The organism is Streptomyces roseolus (genome assembly GCF_014649855.1).
Taxonomy (GTDB): Bacteria; Actinomycetota; Actinomycetes; order Streptomycetales; family Streptomycetaceae; genus Streptomyces; species Streptomyces roseolus.
Genome location: NZ_BMTV01000008.1, coordinates 164,343 through 186,798 on the forward strand (window position 1 = coordinate 164,343; position 22,456 = coordinate 186,798).

The following is a 22,456-nucleotide window of genomic DNA, read 5'->3' on the forward strand; positions in this document are numbered from 1 at the left end:
GGCATGGACATCACGAACGCCACCACCGCCGCCCGGACCGCCCCCCTGACCCTCGCCCTCGTCGTCGCCAGCGACCGCGAAGGCCGCTTCGCCCCCGTGATCGCCGACTGGTTCCGCTCCCGCGTCGCCGAGCGCGAGGACTTCGCCCTCACCGTCCTCGACCTCGCCGAGGTCACCCTCCCCACCTCACTCTCCTACGACCCCGACCCCGCCGTCCGCGCCGAACTCGCCCGCGTCACCCCGGTCCTGGAGGCCGCCGACGCCTTCGTCGTCCTCACCCCCGAGTACAACCACTCCTTCCCCGCCTCCCTCAAGAACCTCATCGACCGCCACTACACCCAGTGGCGCGCCAAGCCCGTCGGCTTCGTCTCCTACGGAGGGATCTCCGGCGGCATCCGGGCCGTCGAGCAGCTCCGCCAGGTCTACGCCGAGATGCACGCCGTGACCGTCCGCGACGGCGTCGTCCTGCCCAACGCCCACGGGCAGTTCGACGAGGACGGCCGGTTCAAGGACCCGACCGGGCCCGAGGCCGGCGCCAAACTCATGCTCGACCAGCTCGCCTGGTGGGGCACCGCCCTGCGCGACGCCAAGGCCGTCCGCCCCTACGCCGCCTGAGGTGCCGTCATGACCCTGCTCCGCCTCCTCGCCGGGCGGCTGCGCCCGCACCGCGCCCGGCTCGTCTTACTCGTCCTGCTCCAGCTGGTCCAGAGCCTCGCCTCGCTCGCCCTGCCCGCGCTCAACGCCGGCGTCATCGACGAGGGCGTCCTCCGCGGCGACACCGGCCGCGTCCTGTCCGGCGGCGCCGTCATGGCCGCCGTCACCCTCCTCCAGGCCGCCGCGGCCGCCGCCGTCACCTGGACCGCCGCCCGGATCGCCCTCTCCGTCGCCCGCGACCTGCGCTCCGAGGTCTTCCGGCGGATCCAGGACCTCTCCGTCCTGGAACGGGGCCGCTTCGGCACCGCCTCGCTCATCACCCGCGCCACCAACGACGTCCAGCAGGTGCAGACCTTCGCCGTCCTCGCGCTCACCATGCTGGTCGCCGCCCCGCTGCTGTGCGTCGGCGGGCTCGCGATGGCCCTGCGCCAGGACGTGCCGCTCGCCCTCGTCCTGCTGCTCTTCGTCCCCGTCATGACCCTCGCCGTCGGCACCGTCGTGCTCCGCATGCGGCCCCTCTTCCGGGGCATGCAGGAGCACCTCGACGGGGTCACCCGGGTGCTGCGCGAGCAGATCACCGGCGCCCGGGTCGTCCGCGCCTTCGTCCGCGACGGCCACGAGCGCGCCCGCTTCGCCGGCGCCAACACCGCCCTCCTCGACACCGGCCTCCGGGCCGGCCGCCTCCAGGCCGTCATGTACCCGGTCGTCCTGCTGGTCTGGGAGGCCACCACCATCCTCCTCGTCTGGGCCGGCGCCCACCGCATCGACTCCGGCGCCGTCCAGGCCGGCACCCTCGTCGCCTTCCTCGGCTACCTCCTCCAGACCGCCATGTCCGTGATGATGGCGCTCTTCCTCCTCATGCACCTGCCCCGGGCCGAGGCCGGCGCCGCCCGCGTCCGCGACGTCCTCGCCACCACCCCCGCCCTCGCCCGCACGTCCTCCACCACCCCCGCCCCCGCCGCCGTCCCCGGCTCCGGACACCTCGCCCTGGAGGACGTCACCTTCCGCTACCCCGGCGCCGAGGAACCCGTCCTCGACGGCGTCACCCTGCACGCCGCCCCCGGCGAGACCACCGCGGTCATCGGCGCCACCGGCAGCGGCAAGTCCACCCTCCTCGGCCTGGTGCCCCGGCTCCTCGACGCCACCGGAGGACGGGTCCTCCTCGACGGCGCCGACGTCCGCGCCCTCGATCCCGCGGTCACCGCCGCCACCGTCGGGCTCGTCCCCCAGAAGCCGTACCTCTTCTCCGGCACCATCGCCTCCAACCTCCGGTACGGAAGGCCCGCCGCCACCGACGAGGAGCTGTGGCACGCCCTGGAGACCGCCCAGGCCGCCGACTTCGTCCGCGCCCTGGAACAGGGGCTCGACGCTCCCGTCAGCCAGGGCGGCGCCAACCTCTCCGGCGGCCAGCGCCAGCGGCTCGCCATCGCCCGGGTCCTCGTCGCCCGCCCCCGCCTCTACCTCTTCGACGACTCCTTCTCCGCCCTCGACAACGCCACCGACGCCCGGCTGCGCGCCGCCCTGCGCCGCGAGACCGCCGACGCCGCCGTCGTCCTCGTCGCCCAGCGGGTCTCCACCATCCGCCACGCCGACCGGATCGTCGTCCTCGACCGGGGCCGCGCCGTCGGCACCGGCACCCACGAGGAACTCCTGGCGAACAGCCCCGCCTACCGGGAGATCGTCCGCTCCCAGCCCACCGAGGAGGCCGCCGCGTGACCACCGCGACCGCACCCCGCCCCGCCGCCCCCGCCCGCCGCGGCCCCGCCCCCCAGCAGGGCGGCGGGCCCGGCGCGCCCGGCACGCCCTCCCTGGAGCGCTCCCTCCGCTTCCGCGCCTCCGCGATCCGCCTGCTGCGCACCCTCGCCCCCGACCGGGCCCGGCTCGCCGCCGCGCTCGCCGCCGGCGCCGTCGCCGTCGGCCTCGCCGTCCTGATCCCGCTCCTCCTCGGCCGCGCCACCGACCTCGTCCTCGCCGGCGCCGCCGGGCCGGGCGGCGTCGACTTCGCCGCCGTCGGCCGGCAGCTCGCCCTCGCCGCGGTGACCGTCGCCGCCGTCTCCCTGCTCACCTGGGTCCAGCAGCGCCTCGTCACCGACGTCGTCCAGCGGGCCGGCCACCGGCTGCGCGAGCGGGCCCAGCACAAGCTGGCCCGGCTGCCGCTCGGCTACCTCGACGGGCAGCCGCGCGGCGAGGTCCTCTCCCGCGCCACCAACGACGTCGACAACGTCACCCAGACCCTCCAGCAGGCGCTCAGCCAGATGATCAGGGCCGTCCTCACTCTCCTCGGCGTGCTCGCGATGATGCTCTGGATCTCCCCGGGGCTCGCCCTCGTCGCCCTCGGCACCGTGCCCGTCTCGCTCGGCCTGGCCGCCCTCGTCGCCCGCCGCGCCCAACCGCAGTTCGTGAAGCAGTGGGCGGTCACCGGGCGGCTCGGCGGCCACGCCGAGGAGACCATCACCGGCCACACCGAGGTCGTCGCCTTCGGCCGCCGCGACGAGGCCGTCCGCCGCTTCGACGAGCTCGGCGAGGAGCTGTACCGGGCCGGGCTCCGCGCCCAGGTCGTCTCCGGCCTCGTCCAGCCCGCCGTCACCCTCGCCGGCAACCTCGGCTACGTCCTGATCGCCGTCCTCGGCGGCCTGAGGGTGGCGAGCGGCACCCTCACCGTCGGCGACGTCCAGGCCTTCGTCCAGTACTCCTACGAGTTCAACGGCCCGGTCAACCAGGTCGCCGCGATGGCGAGCCTGCTCCAGTCCGGCGTCGCCTCCGTCGAACGGGTCTTCGACCTCCTCGACGCCGAGGAGGAGCGCCCGGACCCGGCCGACCCCGAGAAGCCCGCCGTGCGGCGCGGCCGGGTCGTCTTCGAGCACGTCTCCTTCCGCTACGAGCCGGACCGGCCGCTCGTCGACGACCTCTCCCTCACCGTCGAACCCGGCCGCACCGTCGCCCTCGTCGGCCCCACGGGCGCCGGCAAGACCACCCTGGTCAACCTGCTGCTGCGGTTCCACGAGCCGACCGGCGGCCGGATCCTCCTCGACGGCGTCGACACCGCCCGGATGGACCGGGAGGAGCTGCGCTCCGGCATCGGCATGGTCCTCCAGGACACCTGGCTCTTCGGCGGCACCCTCGCCGAGAACATCGCCTACGGGGTCCCCGGGGAGGTCTCCCGCGAACGGGTAGTCGCCGCCGCCGAGGCCGTCCACGCCGACCGCTTCATCCGTACCCTCCCCGACGGCTACGACACCGTCCTCGACGAGGACGGCGGCGGCCTCAGCGCCGGCGAGCGCCAGCTGGTCACGCTGGCCCGCGCCTTCCTCTCCGAACCGGTGATCCTCGTCCTCGACGAGGCCACCAGCTCCGTCGACACCCGCACCGAACTCCACGTCCAGCGCGCCATGTCCGCCCTGCGGGCCGGCCGCACCAGCTTCGTCGTCGCCCACCGGCTCTCCACGGTCCGGGACGCCGACACCATCGTGGTCATGGACGGCGGCGGCATCGCCGAGCAGGGCACCCACGAGGAGCTGCTCGCCCGCGGCGGCGCGTACGCCCGGCTGTACGAAGCGCAGTTCGCGACCGGCTGAGGGACCGTACGGTGGGGGCGTGACCGACCAGAAGCCGGGCGCGCCCACCGCCCTCACCGTGACCACGACCACCGACAGCCGGGAGAAGGCGGAGGCGCTCGCGCGCGGCGCCGTCGAGGCCAGGCTCGCCGCATGCGCCCAGGTCACCGGGCCCGTGACCTCCGTCTACCACTGGAAGTCGGCCGTCGAGACCGCCGAGGAGTGGCAGGTCCTCTACAAGACCACCGAGGGCCGGTACGCCGCCCTGGAGGCCCACCTCCTCGCCGCGCACGACTACGAGACCCCGGAGATCCTGGCCGTCCCGGTCGTCCACGGCTCCGCCGCCTATCTGGAATGGCTGGAAACCGAGGTCGGCACTTCGTGACCCTGCCATTCTTCGTCTACGGCACGCTCCGCCCCGGCGCGCGCCACCACGACCGGCTCCTCCTCGGGCGCACCGCCACCGAGGAGGACGCCCTCCTCCCGGGCGCGCTCCTCCACGACGGCCCCGGCCACCCGTACGCCGTCCCCGGCGAGGGCACGGTCCGCGGCAGCCTGGTGACCCCGGTCCCCGAGGCGTACGGCGAACTCCTCGACGCCCTCGACCGGTTGGAGTACGAGGCCGGGTACGAGCGGGCGGCCCTCGACACCGTCCGCACCGGAGACGGCGCCGCCGTCCGCGCCTGGGTCTACCTCGCCGCCCCCGGCACCCCGGTCGGCCCGCTCATCGCCTCCGGCGACTGGTTCAGCCGCGTTCCAGACGCACCGCGCACACCTTGAACTCGGGCATCCGGGAGACCGGGTCGAGCGCAGGGTTCACCAGCGTGTTCGCCCGCCCCTCCCCGTACCAGTGGAACGGCATGAAGACGGTGTCCGGGCGGATCGCGCCGGTGATCCGGGCCGGCGCCACCGCCCGCCCGCGCCGCGACACCACCGCCACCGGCTCGCCCTCCGCGACCCCGACCCGCTCCGCGAGCCGCGGGTGCAGCTCCACGAAGGGGCCGGGTGCGGCGGCGTTCAGCTCCGCCACCCGCCGGGTCTGCGCCCCGGACTGGTACTGGGAGACGACCCGGCCGGTGGTGAGGACCACCGGATAGTCCGCGTCGGTCTCCTCGGCGGCGGGCCGGTGCGTCACCGGCACGAAGCGGGCCCGCCCGTCGGCGGTCGAGAACCGGTCGAGGAAGAGCCGGGGCGTGCCCTGGTGGCCCTCCTCCGGACAGGGCCAGAAGACGCCCTGTTCCTCCTCGATCCGCCGGTAGCTGATGCCCGCGTAGTCGGCGGGGCCGCCGGCGGAGGCCCGCCGCAGCTCCTCGAAGACCTCCTCCGGGTCGGTGGGGAAGCCCTTCTCCCAGCCGAGCAGCCCGGCGAGCGCGTGCAGCACCTCCAGGTCGCTGCGCACCCCCTCCGGCGGGGTGAGGGCGCGGCGGCGCAGCAGCACCCGCCCCTCCAGGTTGGTCATCGTGCCGGTCTCCTCGGCCCACTGGGTCACCGGCAGGACGACGTCGGCGAGCGCGGCGGTCTCGGAGAGGACGACGTCGGCGACGGCGAGGAAGTCGAGCGAGCGCAGCCGCTCCTCGACGTGCGCGGCGCGCGGCGCGGAGACGACCGGGTTGGAGCCCATGAGGAGCAGCGACCTCACCTCGCCGCCGAGCGCGTCGAGGAGTTCGTAGGCGCTGCGCCCCGGCCCCGGCAGGGTCTCGGGGGCGACGCCCCACACGCCGGCGACGTGGGCGCGGGCGGCGGGGTCGTCGAGCTTGCGGTAGCCGGGCAGCTGGTCGGCCTTCTGGCCGTGCTCGCGGCCGCCCTGGCCGTTGCCCTGGCCGGTGAGGCAGCCGTAGCCGGAGAGCGGCCGGCCGGCCCGGCCGGTGGCGAGGCAGAGGTTGATCCAGGCGCCGACGGTGTCGGTGCCCTTGGACTGCTGCTCGGGGCCGCGCGCGGTGAGCACCATGCCGGCGGGGGCGTCGCAGAACAGCGCGACGGCCTCGCGCAGGGCGGGCACGGGGACGCCGGTGATCCGCTCGACGTGCTCGGGCCAGTGGGCCATGGCGCCGGCCCGGGCGGCCTCCCAGCCGGTGGTGCGCCCGGCGACGAACTCCTCGTCGACGCGGCCCTCGGCGACGACCAGGTGCAGCAGGCCGAGGGCGAGCGCGAGGTCGGTGCCGGGGCGGGGGGCGAGGTGGAGGTCGGCCTGTTCGGCGGTGCGGGTGCGGCGCGGATCGACGACGATCAGCTTTCCGCCGTTCTCCTTCAGTTCGGTGAGGTAGCGCAGGGCGGGCGGCATGGTCTCGGCGAGGTTGGAGCCGACGAGGATCACGCAGCCCGTCCTCGGGACGTCCTCCAGCGGGAACGGCAGGCCGCGGTCGAGGCCGAAGGCCCGCTGGTGGGCGGCGGCCGCCGAGGACATGCAGAAGCGGCCGTTGTAGTCGATCTGCGAGGTGGCGAGGACGAGCCGGGCGAACTTGCCGAGCGCGTACGCCTTCTCGTTGGTGAGTCCGCCGCCGCCGAAGACCCCCACGGCGTCGGGGCCGTGGTCGGCGCGGGTCCGGCGCAGCCCCTCGGCGACGGCGGAGAGCGCCTCCTCCCAGGAGGCCGGTTCGAGCGCCCCGGAGTCAGGGCGGCGGACCAGGGGCTCGGTGAGCCTGACCCGGGAGGAGAGTACGGAGGGGGCGGTGCGGCCCTTGCCGCACAGCGCGCCCCGGTTGACGGGGAAGTCGGTCCGCTCGACCACCTCGGCGGGCAGCTCCGCCGTGCCGGTCGGGCGGAGCTTCATGCCGCACTGCAGGGCGCAGTAGGGGCAGTGGGTGGGGACCGCGGTGGCGTCGGGCATGCCGTCAAGGGTGCGTCGGGCGTGTTACGGGCGGCGGCGTCCCGTATTACGGGCGCGGTGCTCTCCGCTCAGGTCACGGGGTGGCGCGGGGTGAGGCGAGGGCCTCCGCCACCCCGGTCTCCCGGGGGCCGAGGAAGTGCGGGTCGGGGCGGGTGGCGGCGTCGAGGGCGGCCTTCCCGGCGGCGAGGAGCTCGCGGGTGGTGCCGTAGTACCAGGTGGTGTCGTGCGGTTCGGCGACGCCGACGCCGTACGAGGCCACCCCGGCCCGCTCGCAGAGGGCGACGGCCCGCTTGACGTGGAAGTCCTGGGTGACGAGGACGGCCCGGTCGACGCCGAAGACCTTCCGGGCCCGGACGCAGCTGTCCCAGGTGTCGAAGCCCGCGTGGTCGCTGACGACCTTCTCGTCCGGGACGCCCCGGGCCGTCAGGTAGGCGCGCATGGCGCTCGGCTCGTCGTACGCGGTCCGGCTGTTGTCGCCGGTGACGAGGAGGACCTTCGCCTTGCCGGTGCGGTAGAGCTCGGCGGCGGTGTCGAGCCGGTGGGCGAGGTACGGCGTCGGGCGGCCGTTCCACAGTCCGGCGCCGAAGACCACGGCGACGTCCCGGGCGGGCACGTCGGCGGTGGTCCGCAGCTTTCCGGCGGCGGCGGTGTGCGTCCAGGTCGCGGGCGCGAGGGCCAGGACGGCGGCGGCCATCACGGCCTGGACGGCGCGGCGGCGGGCCCGGACGGTGCGGGGGAACCGGACCTGCATCGGCTGCCTCCAGGGGCGGGGAAGGGGACGGGCTGTCACCCGGTCGGACGCGCGGGGGCCTTCCGCGGTTCGGCGGCGGTCCGGTCCGTTCCGTACAGCACGCTCGCGAGCCCCATCCCGAGCAGCATCCCGAGGAGCTGGGCGCAGGCGTAGGCGGGCACCGAGGCGGGGGCGATGCCGGTGAAGGAGTCGGTCAGGGAGCGGCCGAGGGTGGCCGCCGGGTTGGCGAAGGAACCGGAGGAGGTGAACCAGATCGCGGCGCCGATGTACCCGGCGACGGCGACGGGGGCCAGCTGGGGGCGGCCGATGTGCCGCAGGCCCTGGACGACGAGGACGAGCCCGGCGGTGGCGACGGCCTCGCCGAGCAGCAGATGGAGCGCGGCGCGCGGCTCGGTGGACCAGGAGCCGGGCGCCCGGCCGAACATCGCCTCGGCGAGCAGGGCGCCCGCGACCGCGCCGGCGACCTGGGCGGCGACGTAGGCGAGGACCTCGCGGCCCTCCTGCTCGCGGCGGCGGCCCCACCACTCGGAGAGGGTGACGACGGGGTTGAAGTGGGCGCCGGAGAGCGGTCCGAGGAGCGCGATCAGGAGCCCGAGGCCGAGGGCGGAGGCGGTGGCGTTGGCGAGCAGCCGGACCCCGATGTCCTGGCTGAGGGAGTCGGCGCGGAGGCCGGAGCCGACGATCACGGCGACGAGGGCGGCGGTGCCGGTGAACTCGGCGGTGGCGCGCCGGGGGAGCGACGCGGGGGACATTCTCATAACGGAAAAGATATTCCGTGATTCGGAACGAAAAAAGAGGGGAGGGGAGGGGCGGGTCCTCCGTACGATCCGGCGGTGATCAACGAAGAGCTTCCGACCCGAGCCCTCCCGGCCGGCGACGCGCTGCTGACCGCCGCCGTGTGGAACAACGCCGCGTGGTGCGCGAGCATGTGCCGGGCCCACGGCCTCGCCCCCACCACCGGCCCCCGCGCCTGGACCAGCCCCCGCCGCACCCCGCTCTACTACCCCGACGCCGTCTCCCTGACGGCGGACGCGACCGCCGCCGACGTCCTCGCGGGCATCGACCTGAGCGCGCCCGGCGCCTCCGTCAAGGACTCCTACGCCCGCCTCGACCTCGCCCCCGAGGGCTTCCGGCCGCTCTTCGACGCCACCTGGATCGGCCGCCCGGCAGGCCCGCCCGCCGTCCCCGGCCCCTCCTGGACCCGCGCCGGCACCCCCGGGGCCCTCGCCGTCTGGGCGCACGCCTGGAGCGGCGGCGACGCCGACGGGGCGGCGCTCTTCCGCCCGGCCCTCCTGGACGATCCGGACGTCACCGTCCTCACCGTCCCCGGCCCCGACGGGCGGATCCTCGGCGGAGCCGTCCTCTCCACCGGCGCCGGCGCCACCGGCGTCTCCAACCTCTTCGCCGCCGACGGCACCGACCCGGCCCTCGTCTGGGCCGCCGCCCTGGCCGCCGCCGACCCCGCCCTCCCCGTCGTCGGCTACGAGTCCGGCGACGACCTGGCCGCCGCCCTCGCCGCCGGCTTCACCGGGCTCGGCCCCCTCCGCGTCTGGCTCGCCGCCTGACAACCCGCCCCACGCGCGCGTGAGCCCGGTGAAACACCGGTGTGCGGTGCTGGAAAGGAGCCGTGACCGGCGCGCAACGGGCAGGCAACGTCCCGGGGCCAGGATCGGTCCGTGACGGAGCCGGACAGCACGTTCGCGGACGCCGCCGCCCTGCTGGGGCGGGTCGCGGAACAACTCGGACTCCAGCTCCGCCGGGTGCGTCCGTACGACGCCCCGGCGGGGAAGACCGAGCAGGAGGTACGCCGCCCATGCAGCCGTTCGCACAGCTCCCCGCCCTCGCCCCCGCGCCCGTCGCCGCCCCCGTCCTCGTCGCCGTAGGACACGGCAGCCGGGACCCCCGCGCGCGTGCCACGCTCGCGCGGCTCCTCGACCGGGTCCGCGAACTGCGCCCCGGGCTCGACGTGCGGCTCGCCCACATCGAGCTGAACGCGCCGCTCCTCGACGACACCCTCGCGGCCCTCGCCGCCGAGGGGCGCGAGGCCGTGCTCGTCCCGCTCCTCCTCGCCCCCGGGTACCACGTCACCCACGACCTGCCCGCCGCCCTCGCCGCCGTCCCCGCGCTCCGGGCCCGCGTCGCCGCACCCCTCGGCCCCCACCCGCTGCTCGTGGAGGCCCTCGCCGACCGGCTCGCCCGGGCCGGCTGGACGCCCGCCGACTCCGCCTCCCGCGCCACCGGCGTCGTCCTCGCCTCCGCCGGCTCCCGCGACCCCCGCTCCGCCGCCACCCTCCGCCGGATCGCCGCCGCCCTCGGCGAACGCCTCGGCGGGGTGCCCGTCGTCGCCGCGTACGCCTCCGCCGCCGCCCCCACCGTCCCCGAGGCCGTCGCCGCGCTCACCGCCCGCGGACACCACCGCGTCGCCGTCGCCTCCTGCTTCACCGCCCCCGGCCTCTTCGCCGCCCGCGCCGCCGCCCACGCCCCCTGGATCGCCGCCGACCCGCTCGGTGCCCACCCGGCCCTCGCCCGGCTCGTCCTGCACCGCTACGACCTGTCCCGCACCGGCCGCCCCGCCGCCCCCGCCACTCCCTCGCGGGAACTCGCCGCCATCTGAACCCTTTTGTCGGCCCCGCCGGTTACCGTCGAGACATGGCAGGCTACGACGGCACCAGCGAGACCCCCGGGTACGACCCGACCGCCACCGAGCGCTGGGCCGCCGAGCCCGACAAGCGCCCCGGCCGCACCGCCTTCCAGCGCGACCGCGCGCGCGTGCTGCACTCCGCCGCCCTGCGCCGGCTCGCCGGGAAGACCCAGGTCGTCACCCCCGGCACCCGCGGGTACGCCTGGGACGCCAGCCCCCGCACCCGCCTCACCCACTCCCTGGAGTGCGCCCAGGTCGGCCGCGAGCTCGGCGCCGCCCTCGGCTGCGACCCCGACCTCGTCGAAGCCGCCTGCCTCTCCCACGACATGGGCCACCCGCCCTTCGGGCACAACGGCGAACAGGCGCTCAACGACGTCGCCAAGGACTGCGGCGGCTTCGAGGGCAACGCCCAGTCGCTCCGCCTCCTCACCCGCATCGAGCCCAAGCGTTTCGTCCCCGGCCCCGACGGCGAACCCGTCTCCGTCGGCCTCAACCTCACCCGCGCCGCCCTCGACGCCGCCACCAAGTACCCCTGGCCGCGCGGCGGCCACCCCACCGACCCCGGCTCCTCCAAGTTCGGCGTGTACGAGGACGACCTGCCCGTCTTCGATTGGGTCCGGCGCGGCGCCCCCGACCAGCGCAAGTGCTTCGAGGCCGAGGTCATGGACTGGTCCGACGACGTCGCCTACTCCGTCCACGACTTCGAGGACGGCCTGCACGCCGGCCACATCGACCCCAACCTCCTCCACGCCGAGCCCGAGCGCGCCGACGTCTTCGCCGTCGCCGTCGGCCGCTACGTCCCCGAGGACACCGACCCCGCCGAACTCGCCGCGGCCCTCGACCGCCTCCTCGACCAGGAGTGGTGGCCGCACGGCTACGACGGCTCCGCCACCGCCCAGGCCCGCCTCAAGGACGCCACCAGCCAGCTCATCGGCCGCTTCTGCCTCGCCGCCGAGGGCGCCACCCGCCAGGCCTACGGCTCCGGCCGGCTCACCCGCTACGGCGCCGAACTCGTCGTCCCCCGCGCCACCCGCAACGAGTGCGCCGTCCTCAAGGCCGTCGCCGACCGGTACGTCATGCAGCGCGCCGAACAGGAGGCGCTCCGCGCCGACCAGCGGATCGTCGTCGCCGAACTCGCCGAGGCGCTCGTCGCCCGCGCCCCCGACGGACTCGAACCGCAGTTCCGCGCCCTCTTCGCCGCCGCGCCCGACGACCGTTCCCGCAAGCGGGTGATCGTCGACCAGATCGCCTCCCTCACCGACGCCACCGCCCGCGCCCTCCACGCCCGCCTCCGAACCCCCGGCGCGTAGGGGACCTGTCCGAGGATTCCCGCCTGATTCGGCGCGCATCCTCGGACAGGCCCCCCGGGGCCGTTCGCCCCCTTTCGCCTTCCGGCACCGTGCGGGACCCTCGCATGCACGTCCCGGGTGGTGCGGCCGGGGCCGGGCCCGGGGGCGTAGCGTAGAGAATCGGTCGCAACGAGGAGGAATCAACGTGGTCGACGCAGATCAGACCTTTGTCATCGTCGGCGGGGGCCTGGCCGGCGCCAAGGCGGCGGAGACGCTCCGCGCCGAGGGCTTCAACGGCCGGGTGATCCTCATCGGCGACGAACGCGACCACCCCTACGAACGGCCCCCGCTCTCCAAGGGCTACCTCCTCGGCAAGAAGGACCGCGACTCCGCCCTCGTCCACGAACCCGCCTGGTACGCCGCCCACGACGTCGAGCTCCACCTCGGCCAGACCGTCACCGCCGTCGACCGGGACGCCCACACCGTCCGCCTCGGCGACGGCACCGTCATCCGCTACGACAAGCTGCTCCTCGCCACCGGCTCCGAGCCCCGCCGCCTCGACGTCCCCGGCACCGACCTCGCCGGCGTCCACCACCTGCGCCGGCTCTCCCACTCCGAGCGGCTCCGCGACGAGCTGAAGGCCCTCGGCCGGGACAACGGCCACCTCGTCATCGCCGGCGCCGGCTGGATCGGACTGGAGGTCGCCGCCGCCGCCCGCACCTACGGCGCCGAGGTCACCGTCGTCGAGTACGAGCCGACCGCGCTCCACCGGGTCCTCGGCCCCGAGCTCGGCCAGCTCTTCGCCGACCTCCACACCGGGCACGGGGTCCGCTTCCACTTCGGCGCCCGCATCACCGAGATCACCGGCCAGGACGGCATGGTCCTCGCCGTCCGCACCGACGACGGCGAGGAGCACCCCGCCCACGCCGTCCTCGTCGCCGTCGGCGCCGCCCCCCGCGCCGCCCTCGCCGAGAACGCCGGCCTCGCCCTCGTCGACCGCGCCGACGGCGGCGGCATCGCCGTCGACTCCTCCCTGCGCACCACCGACCCCGACATCTACGCCGCCGGCGACGTCGCCGCCTTCGAGCACCCCTTCCTCCGCCACCGCATCCGCGTCGAGCACTGGGCCAACGCGCTCAACGGCGGCCCCGCCGCCGCCCGCGCCATGCTCGGCCAGGAGGTCTCCTACGACCGGATCCCGTACTTCTTCACCGACCAGTACGACCTCGGCATGGAGTACTCCGGCTGGGCGCCCCCGGGCTCGTACGACCAGGTCGTGGTCCGCGGCGACACCGGCAAGCGCGAGTTCATCGCCTTCTGGCTCCACGAGGGCCGGGTGATCGCCGGCATGAACGTGAACGTGTGGGACGTCACAGAAACCGTCCAGAAGCTCATCCGCTCCCGTGCCACCGTGGACCCGGACGCCCTCTGCGACCCGTCGGTCCCCCTGGAGAGCCTGCTCTGACACGTACGGGCGAGCCGTAGACTCTACGCGTGGCAGGCAGGATCAACGATGACGACGTGAAGGCGGTCCGGGACGCGGTCCCGATCGACTCCGTGGTGTCCGAGTACCTCCAGCTCCGCAACGCCGGCGGCGGGAACCTCAAGGGACTCTGCCCCTTCCACGACGAGAAGTCGCCCTCCTTCCAGGTCAGCCCCAGCAAGGGACTCTTCCACTGCTTCGGCTGCCAGGAGGGCGGCGACACCATCGCCTTCGTGATGAAGATCGACCACCTCTCCTTCTCGGAGACGGTCGAGCGCCTCGCCGCCAAGGCGGGCATCACCCTCCGCTACGAGGAGGGCGGCTACAACCCCGGCCACCAGCGCGGCGAGCGCATCCGCCTGATCGAGGCCCACAAGATCGCCGCCGAGTTCTACGCCGCCCAACTCGACTCGCCCGAGGCGGAGATCGGGCGGAAGTTCCTCGCCGAGCGCGGCTTCGACCAGGCCGCCGCCGAGCACTTCGGCGTCGGCTACTCCCCGGCCGGCTGGGACCACCTCACCCGCTTCCTGCGCGGCAAGGGCTTCTCCGACAAGGAACTGATCGTCTCCGGCCTCTCCCAGGAAGGCCGCCGGGGCCCCATCGACCGCTTCCGCGGCCGCCTCATGTGGCCCATCCGGGACGTCGGCGGCGAGATCGTCGGCTTCGGCGCCCGCCGCCTGCGCGAGGACGACAACGGCCCCAAGTACCTCAACACCCCCGAGACCCCGGTCTACAAGAAGTCCCAAGTGCTCTACGGCGTCGACCTCGCCAAGAAGGAGATCGCCAAGACCAGCCGGGCCGTCGTCGTCGAGGGCTACACCGACGTCATGGCCTGCCACCTGGCCGGCGTCACCACCGCCATCGCCACCTGCGGCACCGCGTTCGGCGGCGAGCACATCAAGATCCTCCGCCGGCTCCTCATGGACAACGGCTCGGCCCGGGTCATCTTCACCTTCGACGGCGACGCCGCCGGCCAGAAGGCCGCGCTGCGCGCCTTCGAGGACGACCAGAAGTTCGCCGCCGAGACGTACATCGCCATCGCCCCCGACGGCATGGACCCCTGCGAACTGCGCCTCGCCAAGGGCGACGACGCCGTCGTCGACCTCGTCGAGCCCCGCACCCCGCTCTTCGAGTTCGCCCTCCGCCAGATCGTGAACCGCTACGACCTGGACACCCCGGCGGGCCGGGCCGCCGCCCTCGACGAGGCCGCCCCCGTCGTCGCCAAGATCAAGAACGTCTCCTCGCAGCACGAGGTCGCCGTCCAGCTCGCCGGCCTCGTCGGCATCCTCGACACCCAGTTCGTCGTCCGCCGGGTCGCCCAGATCGCCCGCTGGCAGCGCGGCGGCGGCAAGGACCAGGGCGGCCCCCAGCGCGGCGACGGACGGCGGCAGCAGCGCTCGTACGGCGAGGTCCAGGCCCCCAGCGGCCCCGCCGGGCCCGCGCTCAACCTGCGCAGCCCCGCCCACCGCACCGAGCGCGAGCTGCTCAAGCTCGCCCTCCAGTACCCGGCGCTCGTCTCCCCGGCCTTCGACGCCTACGGCACCGACGAGTTCACCGCCCCGCCCTACGCCGCCGTCCGCCAGTGCATCCAGGACGCCGGCGGCGCCGACGGCGCCCCCGCCGACTACCTCGACGCCGTCCGCGAGGCCGCGCCCGACGACACCGTCCGCGCCCTCGTCACCGAACTCGCCGTCGAGACCGTCTTCGCCAAGACCGTCGACGAGGTGTACGCCGGCGCCCAGCTGGTCCAGGTCCGGCTCCGCGCCGTCGACCGGCGCATCCGCGACGTCCAGGGCACCCTCGCCCGGCTCGGCGCCCACGGCGACCCCGAACGGCTCGCCGCCGTGCAGAACGAGCTGTGGGTCCTCACCCAGTACGGCCAGTCCCTCCGCAACCACGGCGCCGCCGCCCTCTGAGGCACGTTCGGTCACGGCCCGGACTCAAAAAGTCACCGCACGCCCCTCGTGGCGGCGATGTGTCGTACTCCACACTGGGCCGGGTGACGGATCCGTTCCGCCCCTCCTGGAGGTCGCCCGCCGTGCAGACCGAGATCCAGACCACCGACCCCGAGGAGCTGCCCCCGCTCCCCGAGGTCCCGGCCCAGCGGCGCCGCGCCGCCGACCCCGGCGGCAACGGCCCCTCCGCCGACCTCTTCCGCCAGTACCTCCGCGAGATCGGCCGCATCCCCCTCCTCACCGCCGAGGAGGAGGTCGAACTGGCCCGCCGCGTCGAGGCCGGCCTCTTCGCCGAGGAGAAACTGGCCCGCACCCCCGACCTCGACTCGCAGCTCGCGTACGACCTCGACCGGCTCGTCGTCCTCGGCCGGATCGCCAAGCGCAGGCTCATCGAGGCCAACCTCCGCCTCGTCGTCTCCGTCGCCAAGCGGTACGTCGGCCGCGGCCTGACCATGCTCGACCTCGTCCAGGAGGGCAACCTCGGCCTCATCCGGGCCGTCGAGAAGTTCGACTACGCCCGCGGCTACAAGTTCTCCACCTACGCCACCTGGTGGATCCGCCAGGCGATGTCCCGGGCCCTCGCCGACCAGGCCCGCACCATCCGCGTCCCCGTCCACGTCGTGGAGCTCATCAACCGGGTCATCCGCGTCCAGCGCCACCTCCTCCAGGAACGCGGCACCGAGCCCACCGCCGAGGAGGTCGCCGCCCACCTCGACCTCACCCCCGAGCGGGTCGTCGAGGTCCTCCGGCTCGCCCAGGAGCCCGTCTCCCTGCACACCCCCGTCGGCGAGGAGGAGGACGTCGACCTCGGCGACCTCATCGAGGACGGCGACGCCGCCTCGCCCGTCGAGTCCGCCGCCTTCCTGCTGCTCCGCCGCCACCTGGAGGACGTCCTCTCCACCCTCGGCGAGCGCGAGCGCAAGGTCGTCCAGCTCCGCTACGGCCTCGACGACGGCCGCCCCCGCACCCTGGAGGAGATCGGGCAGCTCTTCGGCGTCACCCGCGAACGGATCCGCCAGATCGAGTCCAAGACCCTCTCCAGACTCCGCGACCACGCCTACGCGGACCAGCTGCGCGGCTACCTGGACTGAGGACGCGCGAAGGGCCCGCGCCGCCTCCGGCACGGGCCCTCCGCGGGGCGGACGGACACCCGGTCAGTCGACCTCGGCGACCGCCTCCGCGAACTGCGCCGCGTACAGGCGGGCGTAGGCGCCGCCCGCCGCGAGGAGCTCCCCGTGGGTGCCCTGCTCCACGATCGAGCCGTTCTCCATCACCAGGATCACGTCCGCGTCCCGGATGGTGGAGAGCCGGTGCGCGATCACGAAGGAGGTGCGGCCCTGGGCGAGGCGGGCCATCGCCTTCTGGATCAGCACCTCGGTACGGGTGTCCACCGAGCTCGTCGCCTCGTCGAGGACCAGGATCACCGGGTCCGACAGGAACGCCCGGGCGATGGTGATCAGCTGCTTCTCGCCCGCGCTGACGCCCGCGCCCTCGTCGTCGACGACCGTGTCGTAGCCCTCCGGCAGGGTGCGGACGAAGCGGTCGGCGTGGGCAGCCCGCGCGGCCTCCTCGACCTCGGCCCGGGTCACCTCGCGGGTGGCGCCGTACGCGATGTTGTCGGCGATCGTCCCGCCGAACAGCCAGGTGTCCTGGAGGACCATGCCGATCCCGGCCCGCAGCTCCTCCCGGGACATCGCGGCGACGTCCGTGCCGTCCAGGGTGATCCGGCCGCCCGTCACCTCGTAGAACCGCATGAGGAGGTTGACGAGCGTGGTCTTGCCGGCGCCCGTCGGACCGACGATCGCGACCGTCTGGCCGGGCTCCACGGTGAGCGACAGGTCCTCGATGAGCGGCTTGTCGGGCTCGTAGCGGAAGGAGACGTGCTCCAGGGCGACCTTGCCCTTGAAGTCCCGCTCCTCCTCGGAGGCGGGCGCGTCCGGCGCCTGCTCCTCGGCGTCGAGCAGCTCGAAGATCCGCTCCGCGGAGGCGACGCCCGACTGCACCAGGTTCGCCATCGACGCCACCTGCGTCAGCGGCATCGAGAACTGGCGCGAGTACTGGATGAAGGCCTGCACGTCACCGATGGAGAGCGTGCCGCTCGCCACCCGCAGACCGCCGACCACGGCCACCAGCACGTAGTTGATGTTCGAGACGAAGAACATCACCGGCTGCATCATGCCGCTGTTGAACTGCGCCTTGAACCCGGCCTCGTACAGCGCCTCGTTCTGCTCCCGGAAGCCCTTCGCCGCCTCGTCCTGCCGGCCGAAGACCTTCACCAGGGTGTGCCCGGTGTACATCTCCTCCACGTGCGCGTTGAGCGCGCCCGTGGACTTCCACTGCTGCACGAAGTGCGGCTGCGAGCGCTTGCCGATCCGCGCCGCCACCACCACCGACAGCGGCACCGTGACCAGCGCGACCAGGGCGAGCAGCGGCGAGATCCAGAACATCATCGCCAGCACGCCGACGATCGTCAGGAGCGAGTTGATGAGCTGGCCCATCGACTGCTGGAGCGTCTGCGAGATGTTGTCGATGTCGTTGGTCGCCCGGGACAGCACCTCACCGCGCTTCGCCCTGTCGAAGTACGACAGCGGCAGCCGCGACAGCTTCGTCTGGACGTCCTCCCGCATCCGGTACACGGTCCGGTTGATCACCTTGATCGACATCCGGGTGGAGACCAGCATCAGCAGGCCCGCCACCACGTACACCGCGAGGGCGAGCAGCAGCACCTCGCCGACCGCGCCGAAGTCGATGCCCCGGCCGGGCGTGAAGTCCACCCCGGACAGCATGTCGGCCATGCCGCCGTCGCCGTCCGCGCGCAGCTTCTCCAGCGCCTGCGCCTTGGTCACGCCCTCGGGCATCCGCCGCCCGACCACACCCGCGAAGATCAGGTCCGTCGCCCGGCCGAGGATCTTGGGGCCGACGACCGCGCCCGCCACCGACAGCACGCCGGCGGCCAGCATCACCCAGAGCGCGGTCCGCTCCGGCGCCAGCTGCCTCAGCAGCCGCTTCGACGAACCCCTGAAGTCCATCGACCGCTCGCCCGGGGCGCCCCCGGCCATCATGCGTCCGCCAGGACCGGCCATCAGGCTGCCTCCGCCTCGGTCAGCTGGGAGAGCACGATCTCCCGGTACGTCTCGTTCGCCGCCATCAGCTCGTGGTGCCGGCCCGTGCCGACGACCCGGCCCTCGTCGAGGACCACGATCCGGTCGGCGTCCCGGATGGTAGACACCCGCTGGGCGACGATCACCACGGTCGCGTCCGAGGTCTCGTCCGCCAGCGCCGCCCGCAGCCGGGCGTCCGTCTCGTAGTCGAGCGCCGAGAACGAGTCGTCGAAGAGGTAGATCTCCGGCCGCTGCACCAGGGTCCGCGCGATCGCGAGCCGCTGCCGCTGACCGCCCGACACATTGGTGCCGCCCTGCGCCACCGGCGCGTCCAGGCCGCGTTCGAGCTTCCGCACGAAGTCGGCGGCCTGGGCCACCTCCAGGGCGTGCCACAGCTCCTCGTCGGTCGCGTCGGGATTGCCGTACCGCAGGTTCGACGCCACCGTCCCCGAGAAGAGGTACGGCTTCTGCGGGACGAGCCCGACCGTCCGCGCCATCAGCGCCGGGTCCAGCCTCCGCACGTCCACCCCGTCGACGAGGACCTCGCCGCCGGTCACGTCGAACAGCCGCGGCACCAGGCCGAGCAGCGTCGACTTGCCGGAGCCGGTCGAGCCGATGACCGCGGTGGTCTCGCCGGGGCGGGCCACCAGCTCCACGTCCCGGAGCACGGGCTCCTCGGCGCCCGGGTAGCGGAAGTCCGCCGCCCTGACCTCCAGGTGCCCGCGCCGCTCAAGGGTCGTCACCGGCTCGGCCGGCGGCACCACGCTGGACTCCGTCGCGAGGACCTCCTCGATCCGCTCGGCGCAGACCTCGGCGCGCGGCACCATCATGAACATGAAGGTGGCCATCATGACCGCCATCACGATCTGCATCAGATAGGCGAGGAAGGCGGTCAGCGCGCCGATCTCCATCCCGCCGCTGTCGATGCGGTGCGCGCCGAACCAGACCACGGCGACGCTGGACACGTTCACGACCGTCATCACGGTCGGGAACATCAGCGCCATCAGCCGGCCCGTCGACATCGACACGTCGGTCAGCTCGCCGTTGGCGCCGCGGAAACGCTCCTCCTCGTACCCGTCCTTCACGAAGGCGCGGATCACGCGGTTGCCGGTGATCTGCTCGCGCAGCACCCGGTTCACCGTGTCGAGCCGCTCCTGCATGGTCCGGAAGAGCGGCCGCATCCGCCGGACGATGAGCGAGACGGAGATCCCGAGCACGGGCACCACCGCGAGCAGCACGCCGGAGAGCGGCACGTCCTGGCCGAGGGCCATCACGATGCCGCCGACGCACATGATGGGCGCGGAGACCATCAGGGTGAACGCCATCAGGACCAGCATCTGGACCTGCTGGACGTCGTTGGTCGTGCGGGTGATCAGCGAGGGCGCGCCGAACCGCCCGAGCTCGCGCGCCGAGAAGGACTGCACCCGGTCGTAGACGGCGCCGCGCACGTCACGGCCGAGCGCGGCGGCGGTCCGCGCGCCGTGGTACACGGCCCCGATGTTGCACAGCACCTGGACGACGGAGACGCCGATCATCAGCGCGCCGAACCGCAGGATGTAGCCGGTGTCCCCGTTGACGACGCCCTCGTCGATGATGTCGGCGTTCAGGGTGGGCAGGTAGAGGCTCGCGCAGGTCGCCAGGAACTGGAGCAGGACGAGCAGGGCGATGGGTTTTCGATAGGGCCGCAGGTGGGTTCGGAGAAGTCTTATGAGCACGGTTCCCACTATCGCCCCGGGGCGCCGCGCGTTACGACTGGTTTAGGCCTCTCGGCCGCCGAACGCCCCCGGGTGGATCTGCTCCCGCGTCGCCACGTACTGCTGGCGCACCGCCTGACCGACCGCCAGCTCCTCGCCCGGCTCCAGGACCTGCGCGGCGGCGCCCTGCCAGGCCGGGGGAGCGGACGGCGAGAGCGTGCCGCGGGCGACGCCGAGCGCCCAGGCGGCCTGCTTGGCCGCGCCGAGCGCCGCGTAGTCGGCCGGCTGGGGGACGACGACCTGGGTGCCGAACAGCGCGGGCGCCAGCGCCTGGACGGCGGGCAGCGCGGCCGCGGCGCCGAGCAGGAAGATCCGCCGGACCTCGACCCCGCGGCCGCGCACCACGTCCAGGGCGTCGGCGAGCCCGCACAGCATGCCCTCGAAGGCGGCCCGGGCGAGGTGTTCGGGCTTCATCGCCTCGCGGCGCAGCCCGGTGAGGGTGCCGGCGGCGTGCGGCAGGTGCGGGACCCGCTCGCCCTCCAGGTAGGGGAGGAGCACCAGGCCGGAGGAGCCGGGGGTGGACTTCAGGGCGAGCGCGGAGAGCTCCTCCAGCGACTCGGCGCCCAGCATCTCGGCGGTGCCGCGCAGGGTGCGGACGGCGTTGCTGACGGAGACGACCGGCAGGTGCATGCCGGTGGCGTCGGCGTACGAGGTGACGGCGGCGCCCGGCCGGTCGAAGGCCTCGTGGTGGACGGCCATGACGGAGCCGGAGGCGCCGAGGGAGACGACGGCGTCGCCGGCGCCGAGGCCGAGCCCGAAGGCGGCGGCCATGGTCTCGCCGGTGCCGGCGGAGATCAGCAGCCCCTCGGGGGTGGTGCCGGCGGGCTCCGCGGGCCCGAGGACCTCCGGGAGCGCGACCTGGTGGCCGAGCGCGAGCTCGACGAGGTCGGGGCGGTAGGCGCCGGTGCGGGCGGACCAGTAGCCGGTGCCGGAGGCGGCGCCGCGGTCGGTGGTGCGGCGGGCCGGGCGGCCGAGGAGCTGCCAGACCAGCCAGTCGTGCGGCTGGAGGACGGCGGCGGTCCGGGCGGCGTGCTCGGGTTCGTTCCGGGCCAGCCAGCGGAGCTTGGCGACCGGCTGCCCCGACTGGGGGACACCGCCGACGGCCTCGCCCCAGGCCTCGCGCCCGCCGAGGGCCTCGACGAGGTCGGCGGCGGCGACCTGGGCCCGCTTGTCGTTGCCGACGAGCGCGGGGCGGACCAGGCCGCCCCGCGCGTCGAGCGGGACGACGCCGTGGGCCTGGGCGCAGACACCGATGGCCTCCACGCCCTCCAGGAGGCCGCCGGACGCGGCCTCCCCGAGCGAGAGCAGCCAGGCCTGCGGATCGACGTCGGTGGCCTTGGCGTCGACCGGGTGCGGGGCGTGCCCCTGCCGCAGTACGGCCCCTGTGTCCGTGTCACAGACCACGATGCGCGTGGCGTCCGAAGAGCTGTCGAGTCCGGCGACTATCCCCATGGCACCGATTCTGCATCACGCGGGCCGCTCGCGGCTCAGGTGTTGCTCGTGCCCCAGTCGTCGTCCTCCCCGATCTGCCCGTTGGCGTGGGCGCGACCGCGCAGCGCGGCCACCCGGTCGGTGACGGCGGGCGGCAGGCGGTCGCCCACCTTGTCGCCGACGACGTGCGCGGCCTTCCCCGCGTACTGGCGGCCGGTCTGGGCGGCGGTCTCCGCCACGTTCCGCACGGCGGGGTTCCGCGCGAACTCCTTGGCGGCCTTCTTCATCTGCTCGTACCGCTCGCGTCCCGAACGCGTCCCGATCACGTAACCGAGCGCGAGACCCGCGACGAACGTCAGCTTGTACCGCACGCTGCGATCCTTCCCTGGAGGGCCCTGGGGATGTCCCGGGATACCGATTGGCGGAGCACCCCCCTGCTTGCGCTAATGTATGTCTCGCAGCGAGCGCCCGCCGCCCGAGGAGACCCCGGGCAGGACCGTTCGGTGCAAACGCAGCAATCCCCTGTAGCTCAATTGGCAGAGCAGCCGGCTGTTAACCGGCAGGTTACTGGTTCGAGTCCAGTCGGGGGAGCGCGATCCCCTGTAGCTCAATTGGCAGAGCATTCGGCTGTTAACCGGAGGGTTACTGGTTCGAGTCCAGTCGGGGGAGCAGAGCGAAAGAGGACCCTCAGGGGTCCTCTTTCGCGTTTCCGGGAACCATCCGTCCCCGCCCGCGGTCTTCATGGTCGAGCAGCACCGATCGTGCCGATCACCCGGAGCAGGAGATCGTATGAGCGGCTATGCTGCGGCAGGACGGCGCGCACACTTGTACGCGCCTCGCCGCCGGGGGCGGTAGCTCAGCCGGTTAGAGCAGCGGACTCATAATCCGTCGGCCGTGGGTTCGAGTCCCACCCGCCCCACCGAAGAAAAACGTTGCGACCTGCGGAAACGCCCCTGGAGGGGTGTTTCCGCGTGCAGCGGCCGCCTCGCGTCGGTGCGGCGAAACGGGCGCCCTCG

Annotated in this window: 18 protein-coding genes and 3 tRNA genes; 14 read left to right on the plus strand and 7 right to left on the minus strand. The window is 74.0% G+C overall.

Translation table 11 applies throughout. From position 1 onward, the window contains the following. Nucleotides 1-3: 3 nt before the first annotated feature. Genes IE245_RS12060 through IE245_RS12080 form a run of 5 tightly spaced genes read left to right on the plus strand, consistent with a single transcriptional unit; the run spans nt 4 to nt 4,988 of the window. Nucleotides 4-615 (plus strand): NADPH-dependent FMN reductase, encoded by a 612-nt coding sequence (locus IE245_RS12060; protein ID WP_189946805.1) that lies wholly within the window; start codon nt 4-6, stop codon nt 613-615. A gap of 9 nt (nt 616-624) precedes the next feature. Then, nucleotides 625-2,370: an ABC transporter ATP-binding protein gene (locus IE245_RS12065; protein ID WP_189946806.1), complete on the plus strand. Its 1,746-nt coding sequence runs from the start codon at nt 625-627 to the stop codon at nt 2,368-2,370. Beyond that, nucleotides 2,367-4,229 (plus strand): ABC transporter ATP-binding protein, encoded by a 1,863-nt coding sequence (locus IE245_RS12070; protein ID WP_189946807.1) that lies wholly within the window; start codon nt 2,367-2,369, stop codon nt 4,227-4,229. Before IE245_RS12065 ends, IE245_RS12070 begins: the two co-directional genes overlap by 4 nt. 19 nt (nt 4,230-4,248) lie before the next feature. Next, on the plus strand, nt 4,249-4,593 hold the full coding sequence (gene cutA / locus IE245_RS12075; protein ID WP_189946808.1) for a divalent-cation tolerance protein CutA: 345 nt from the start codon (nt 4,249-4,251) through the stop codon (nt 4,591-4,593). Continuing rightward, the gene (locus IE245_RS12080) at nt 4,590-4,988 is read left to right on the plus strand and encodes a gamma-glutamylcyclotransferase family protein (protein WP_229851228.1); all 399 of its coding nucleotides are present in this window, start codon (nt 4,590-4,592) and stop codon (nt 4,986-4,988) included. The genes cutA and IE245_RS12080 overlap by 4 nt, the downstream gene beginning before the upstream one ends. On the opposite strand, the gene IE245_RS12085 is transcribed toward IE245_RS12080, so the two are convergent. The 3 genes from IE245_RS12085 to IE245_RS12095 all read right to left on the minus strand — a co-directional run bounded on the left by IE245_RS12085 (nt 4,954) and on the right by IE245_RS12095 (nt 8,544). Next, entirely contained in the window at nt 4,954-7,035 is a 2,082-nt protein-coding gene (locus IE245_RS12085; protein WP_189946810.1) for a molybdopterin oxidoreductase family protein, read from the minus strand. The two genes, IE245_RS12080 and IE245_RS12085, sit on opposite strands and share 35 nt — an antisense overlap. A gap of 73 nt (nt 7,036-7,108) precedes the next feature. After that, the gene (locus IE245_RS12090) at nt 7,109-7,786 is read right to left on the minus strand and encodes a SanA/YdcF family protein (RefSeq protein ID WP_189946811.1); all 678 of its coding nucleotides are present in this window, start codon (nt 7,784-7,786) and stop codon (nt 7,109-7,111) included. Between the two features lie 35 nt (nt 7,787-7,821). Then, on the minus strand, nt 7,822-8,544 hold the full coding sequence (locus IE245_RS12095; protein ID WP_189946812.1) for an aquaporin: 723 nt from the start codon (nt 8,542-8,544) through the stop codon (nt 7,822-7,824). Nucleotides 8,545-8,619: 75 nt separating this feature from the next. On the opposite strand from IE245_RS12095, the gene IE245_RS12100 reads away from it, so the two are divergent. The 6 genes from IE245_RS12100 to IE245_RS12125 all read left to right on the plus strand — a co-directional run bounded on the left by IE245_RS12100 (nt 8,620) and on the right by IE245_RS12125 (nt 16,245). Next, nucleotides 8,620-9,351, plus strand: coding sequence for a hypothetical protein (locus IE245_RS12100; protein ID WP_308436604.1), 732 nt, complete (start codon nt 8,620-8,622; stop codon nt 9,349-9,351). Nucleotides 9,352-9,599: 248 nt separating this feature from the next. Beyond that, nucleotides 9,600-10,400 carry a sirohydrochlorin chelatase gene (locus tag IE245_RS12105; protein WP_189946813.1) on the plus strand — a complete coding sequence of 267 codons (801 nt, stop codon included), beginning with the start codon at nt 9,600-9,602 and terminating at the stop codon, nt 10,398-10,400. A gap of 35 nt (nt 10,401-10,435) precedes the next feature. Next, entirely contained in the window at nt 10,436-11,737 is a 1,302-nt protein-coding gene (locus tag IE245_RS12110) for a deoxyguanosinetriphosphate triphosphohydrolase (RefSeq protein ID WP_189946814.1), read from the plus strand. A gap of 184 nt (nt 11,738-11,921) precedes the next feature. Continuing rightward, the gene (locus tag IE245_RS12115; protein WP_189946815.1) at nt 11,922-13,181 is read left to right on the plus strand and encodes an NAD(P)/FAD-dependent oxidoreductase; all 1,260 of its coding nucleotides are present in this window, start codon (nt 11,922-11,924) and stop codon (nt 13,179-13,181) included. A 29-nt stretch (nt 13,182-13,210) separates the two neighbouring features. Further along, a complete protein-coding gene (dnaG, locus tag IE245_RS12120; protein WP_189946816.1) occupies nt 13,211-15,115 on the plus strand; it encodes a DNA primase in 1,905 nt (634 codons plus the stop codon). Nucleotides 15,116-15,237: 122 nt separating this feature from the next. Next, nucleotides 15,238-16,245, plus strand: coding sequence for an RNA polymerase sigma factor (locus tag IE245_RS12125; protein WP_189946899.1), 1,008 nt, complete (start codon nt 15,238-15,240; stop codon nt 16,243-16,245). A 63-nt stretch (nt 16,246-16,308) separates the two neighbouring features. Here IE245_RS12125 and IE245_RS12130 read toward each other — a convergent pair whose 3' ends face one another. The 4 genes from IE245_RS12130 to IE245_RS12145 are packed head-to-tail and all read right to left on the minus strand — an operon-like array spanning nt 16,309 to nt 21,811. Continuing rightward, a complete protein-coding gene (locus IE245_RS12130; protein ID WP_189946817.1) occupies nt 16,309-18,237 on the minus strand; it encodes an ABC transporter ATP-binding protein in 1,929 nt (642 codons plus the stop codon). Next, nucleotides 18,237-19,970 (minus strand): ABC transporter ATP-binding protein, encoded by a 1,734-nt coding sequence (locus tag IE245_RS12135; protein WP_189946818.1) that lies wholly within the window; start codon nt 19,968-19,970, stop codon nt 18,237-18,239. The genes IE245_RS12130 and IE245_RS12135 overlap by 1 nt, the downstream gene beginning before the upstream one ends. 42 nt (nt 19,971-20,012) lie before the next feature. Then, entirely contained in the window at nt 20,013-21,461 is a 1,449-nt protein-coding gene (locus tag IE245_RS12140) for a xylulokinase (RefSeq protein ID WP_189946819.1), read from the minus strand. 35 nt (nt 21,462-21,496) lie between these two features. Then, the gene (locus tag IE245_RS12145) at nt 21,497-21,811 is read right to left on the minus strand and encodes a YtxH domain-containing protein (RefSeq protein WP_189946820.1); all 315 of its coding nucleotides are present in this window, start codon (nt 21,809-21,811) and stop codon (nt 21,497-21,499) included. A gap of 147 nt (nt 21,812-21,958) precedes the next feature. Between IE245_RS12145 and IE245_RS12150 the strand changes: the two genes are divergently transcribed. The 3 genes from IE245_RS12150 to IE245_RS12160 all read left to right on the plus strand — a co-directional run bounded on the left by IE245_RS12150 (nt 21,959) and on the right by IE245_RS12160 (nt 22,359). Continuing rightward, nucleotides 21,959-22,031, plus strand: a tRNA-Asn gene (locus IE245_RS12150). A gap of 5 nt (nt 22,032-22,036) precedes the next feature. Further along, a tRNA-Asn gene (locus IE245_RS12155) sits at nt 22,037-22,109 on the plus strand. 176 nt (nt 22,110-22,285) lie between these two features. Next, nucleotides 22,286-22,359, plus strand: a tRNA-Ile gene (locus IE245_RS12160). The last annotated feature ends 97 nt before the right edge of the window (nt 22,360-22,456 follow it).

Coding starts and splice junctions, on each gene's coding strand:
- IE245_RS12065 (WP_189946806.1), top strand. CDS start 625: ATGACCCTGCTCCGCCTCCTCGCCGGGCGGCTGCGCCCGCACCGCGCC.
- IE245_RS12130 (WP_189946817.1), bottom strand. CDS start 18,237: ATGGCCGGTCCTGGCGGACGCATGATGGCCGGGGGCGCCCCGGGCGAG.
- IE245_RS12110 (WP_189946814.1), top strand. CDS start 10,436: ATGGCAGGCTACGACGGCACCAGCGAGACCCCCGGGTACGACCCGACC.
- IE245_RS12090 (WP_189946811.1), bottom strand. CDS start 7,786: ATGCAGGTCCGGTTCCCCCGCACCGTCCGGGCCCGCCGCCGCGCCGTC.
- IE245_RS12085 (WP_189946810.1), bottom strand. CDS start 7,035: ATGCCCGACGCCACCGCGGTCCCCACCCACTGCCCCTACTGCGCCCTG.
- IE245_RS12140 (WP_189946819.1), bottom strand. CDS start 21,461: ATGGGGATAGTCGCCGGACTCGACAGCTCTTCGGACGCCACGCGCATC.
- IE245_RS12060 (WP_189946805.1), top strand. CDS start 4: ATGGACATCACGAACGCCACCACCGCCGCCCGGACCGCCCCCCTGACC.
- IE245_RS12105 (WP_189946813.1), top strand. CDS start 9,600: ATGCAGCCGTTCGCACAGCTCCCCGCCCTCGCCCCCGCGCCCGTCGCC.
- IE245_RS12095 (WP_189946812.1), bottom strand. CDS start 8,544: ATGAGAATGTCCCCCGCGTCGCTCCCCCGGCGCGCCACCGCCGAGTTC.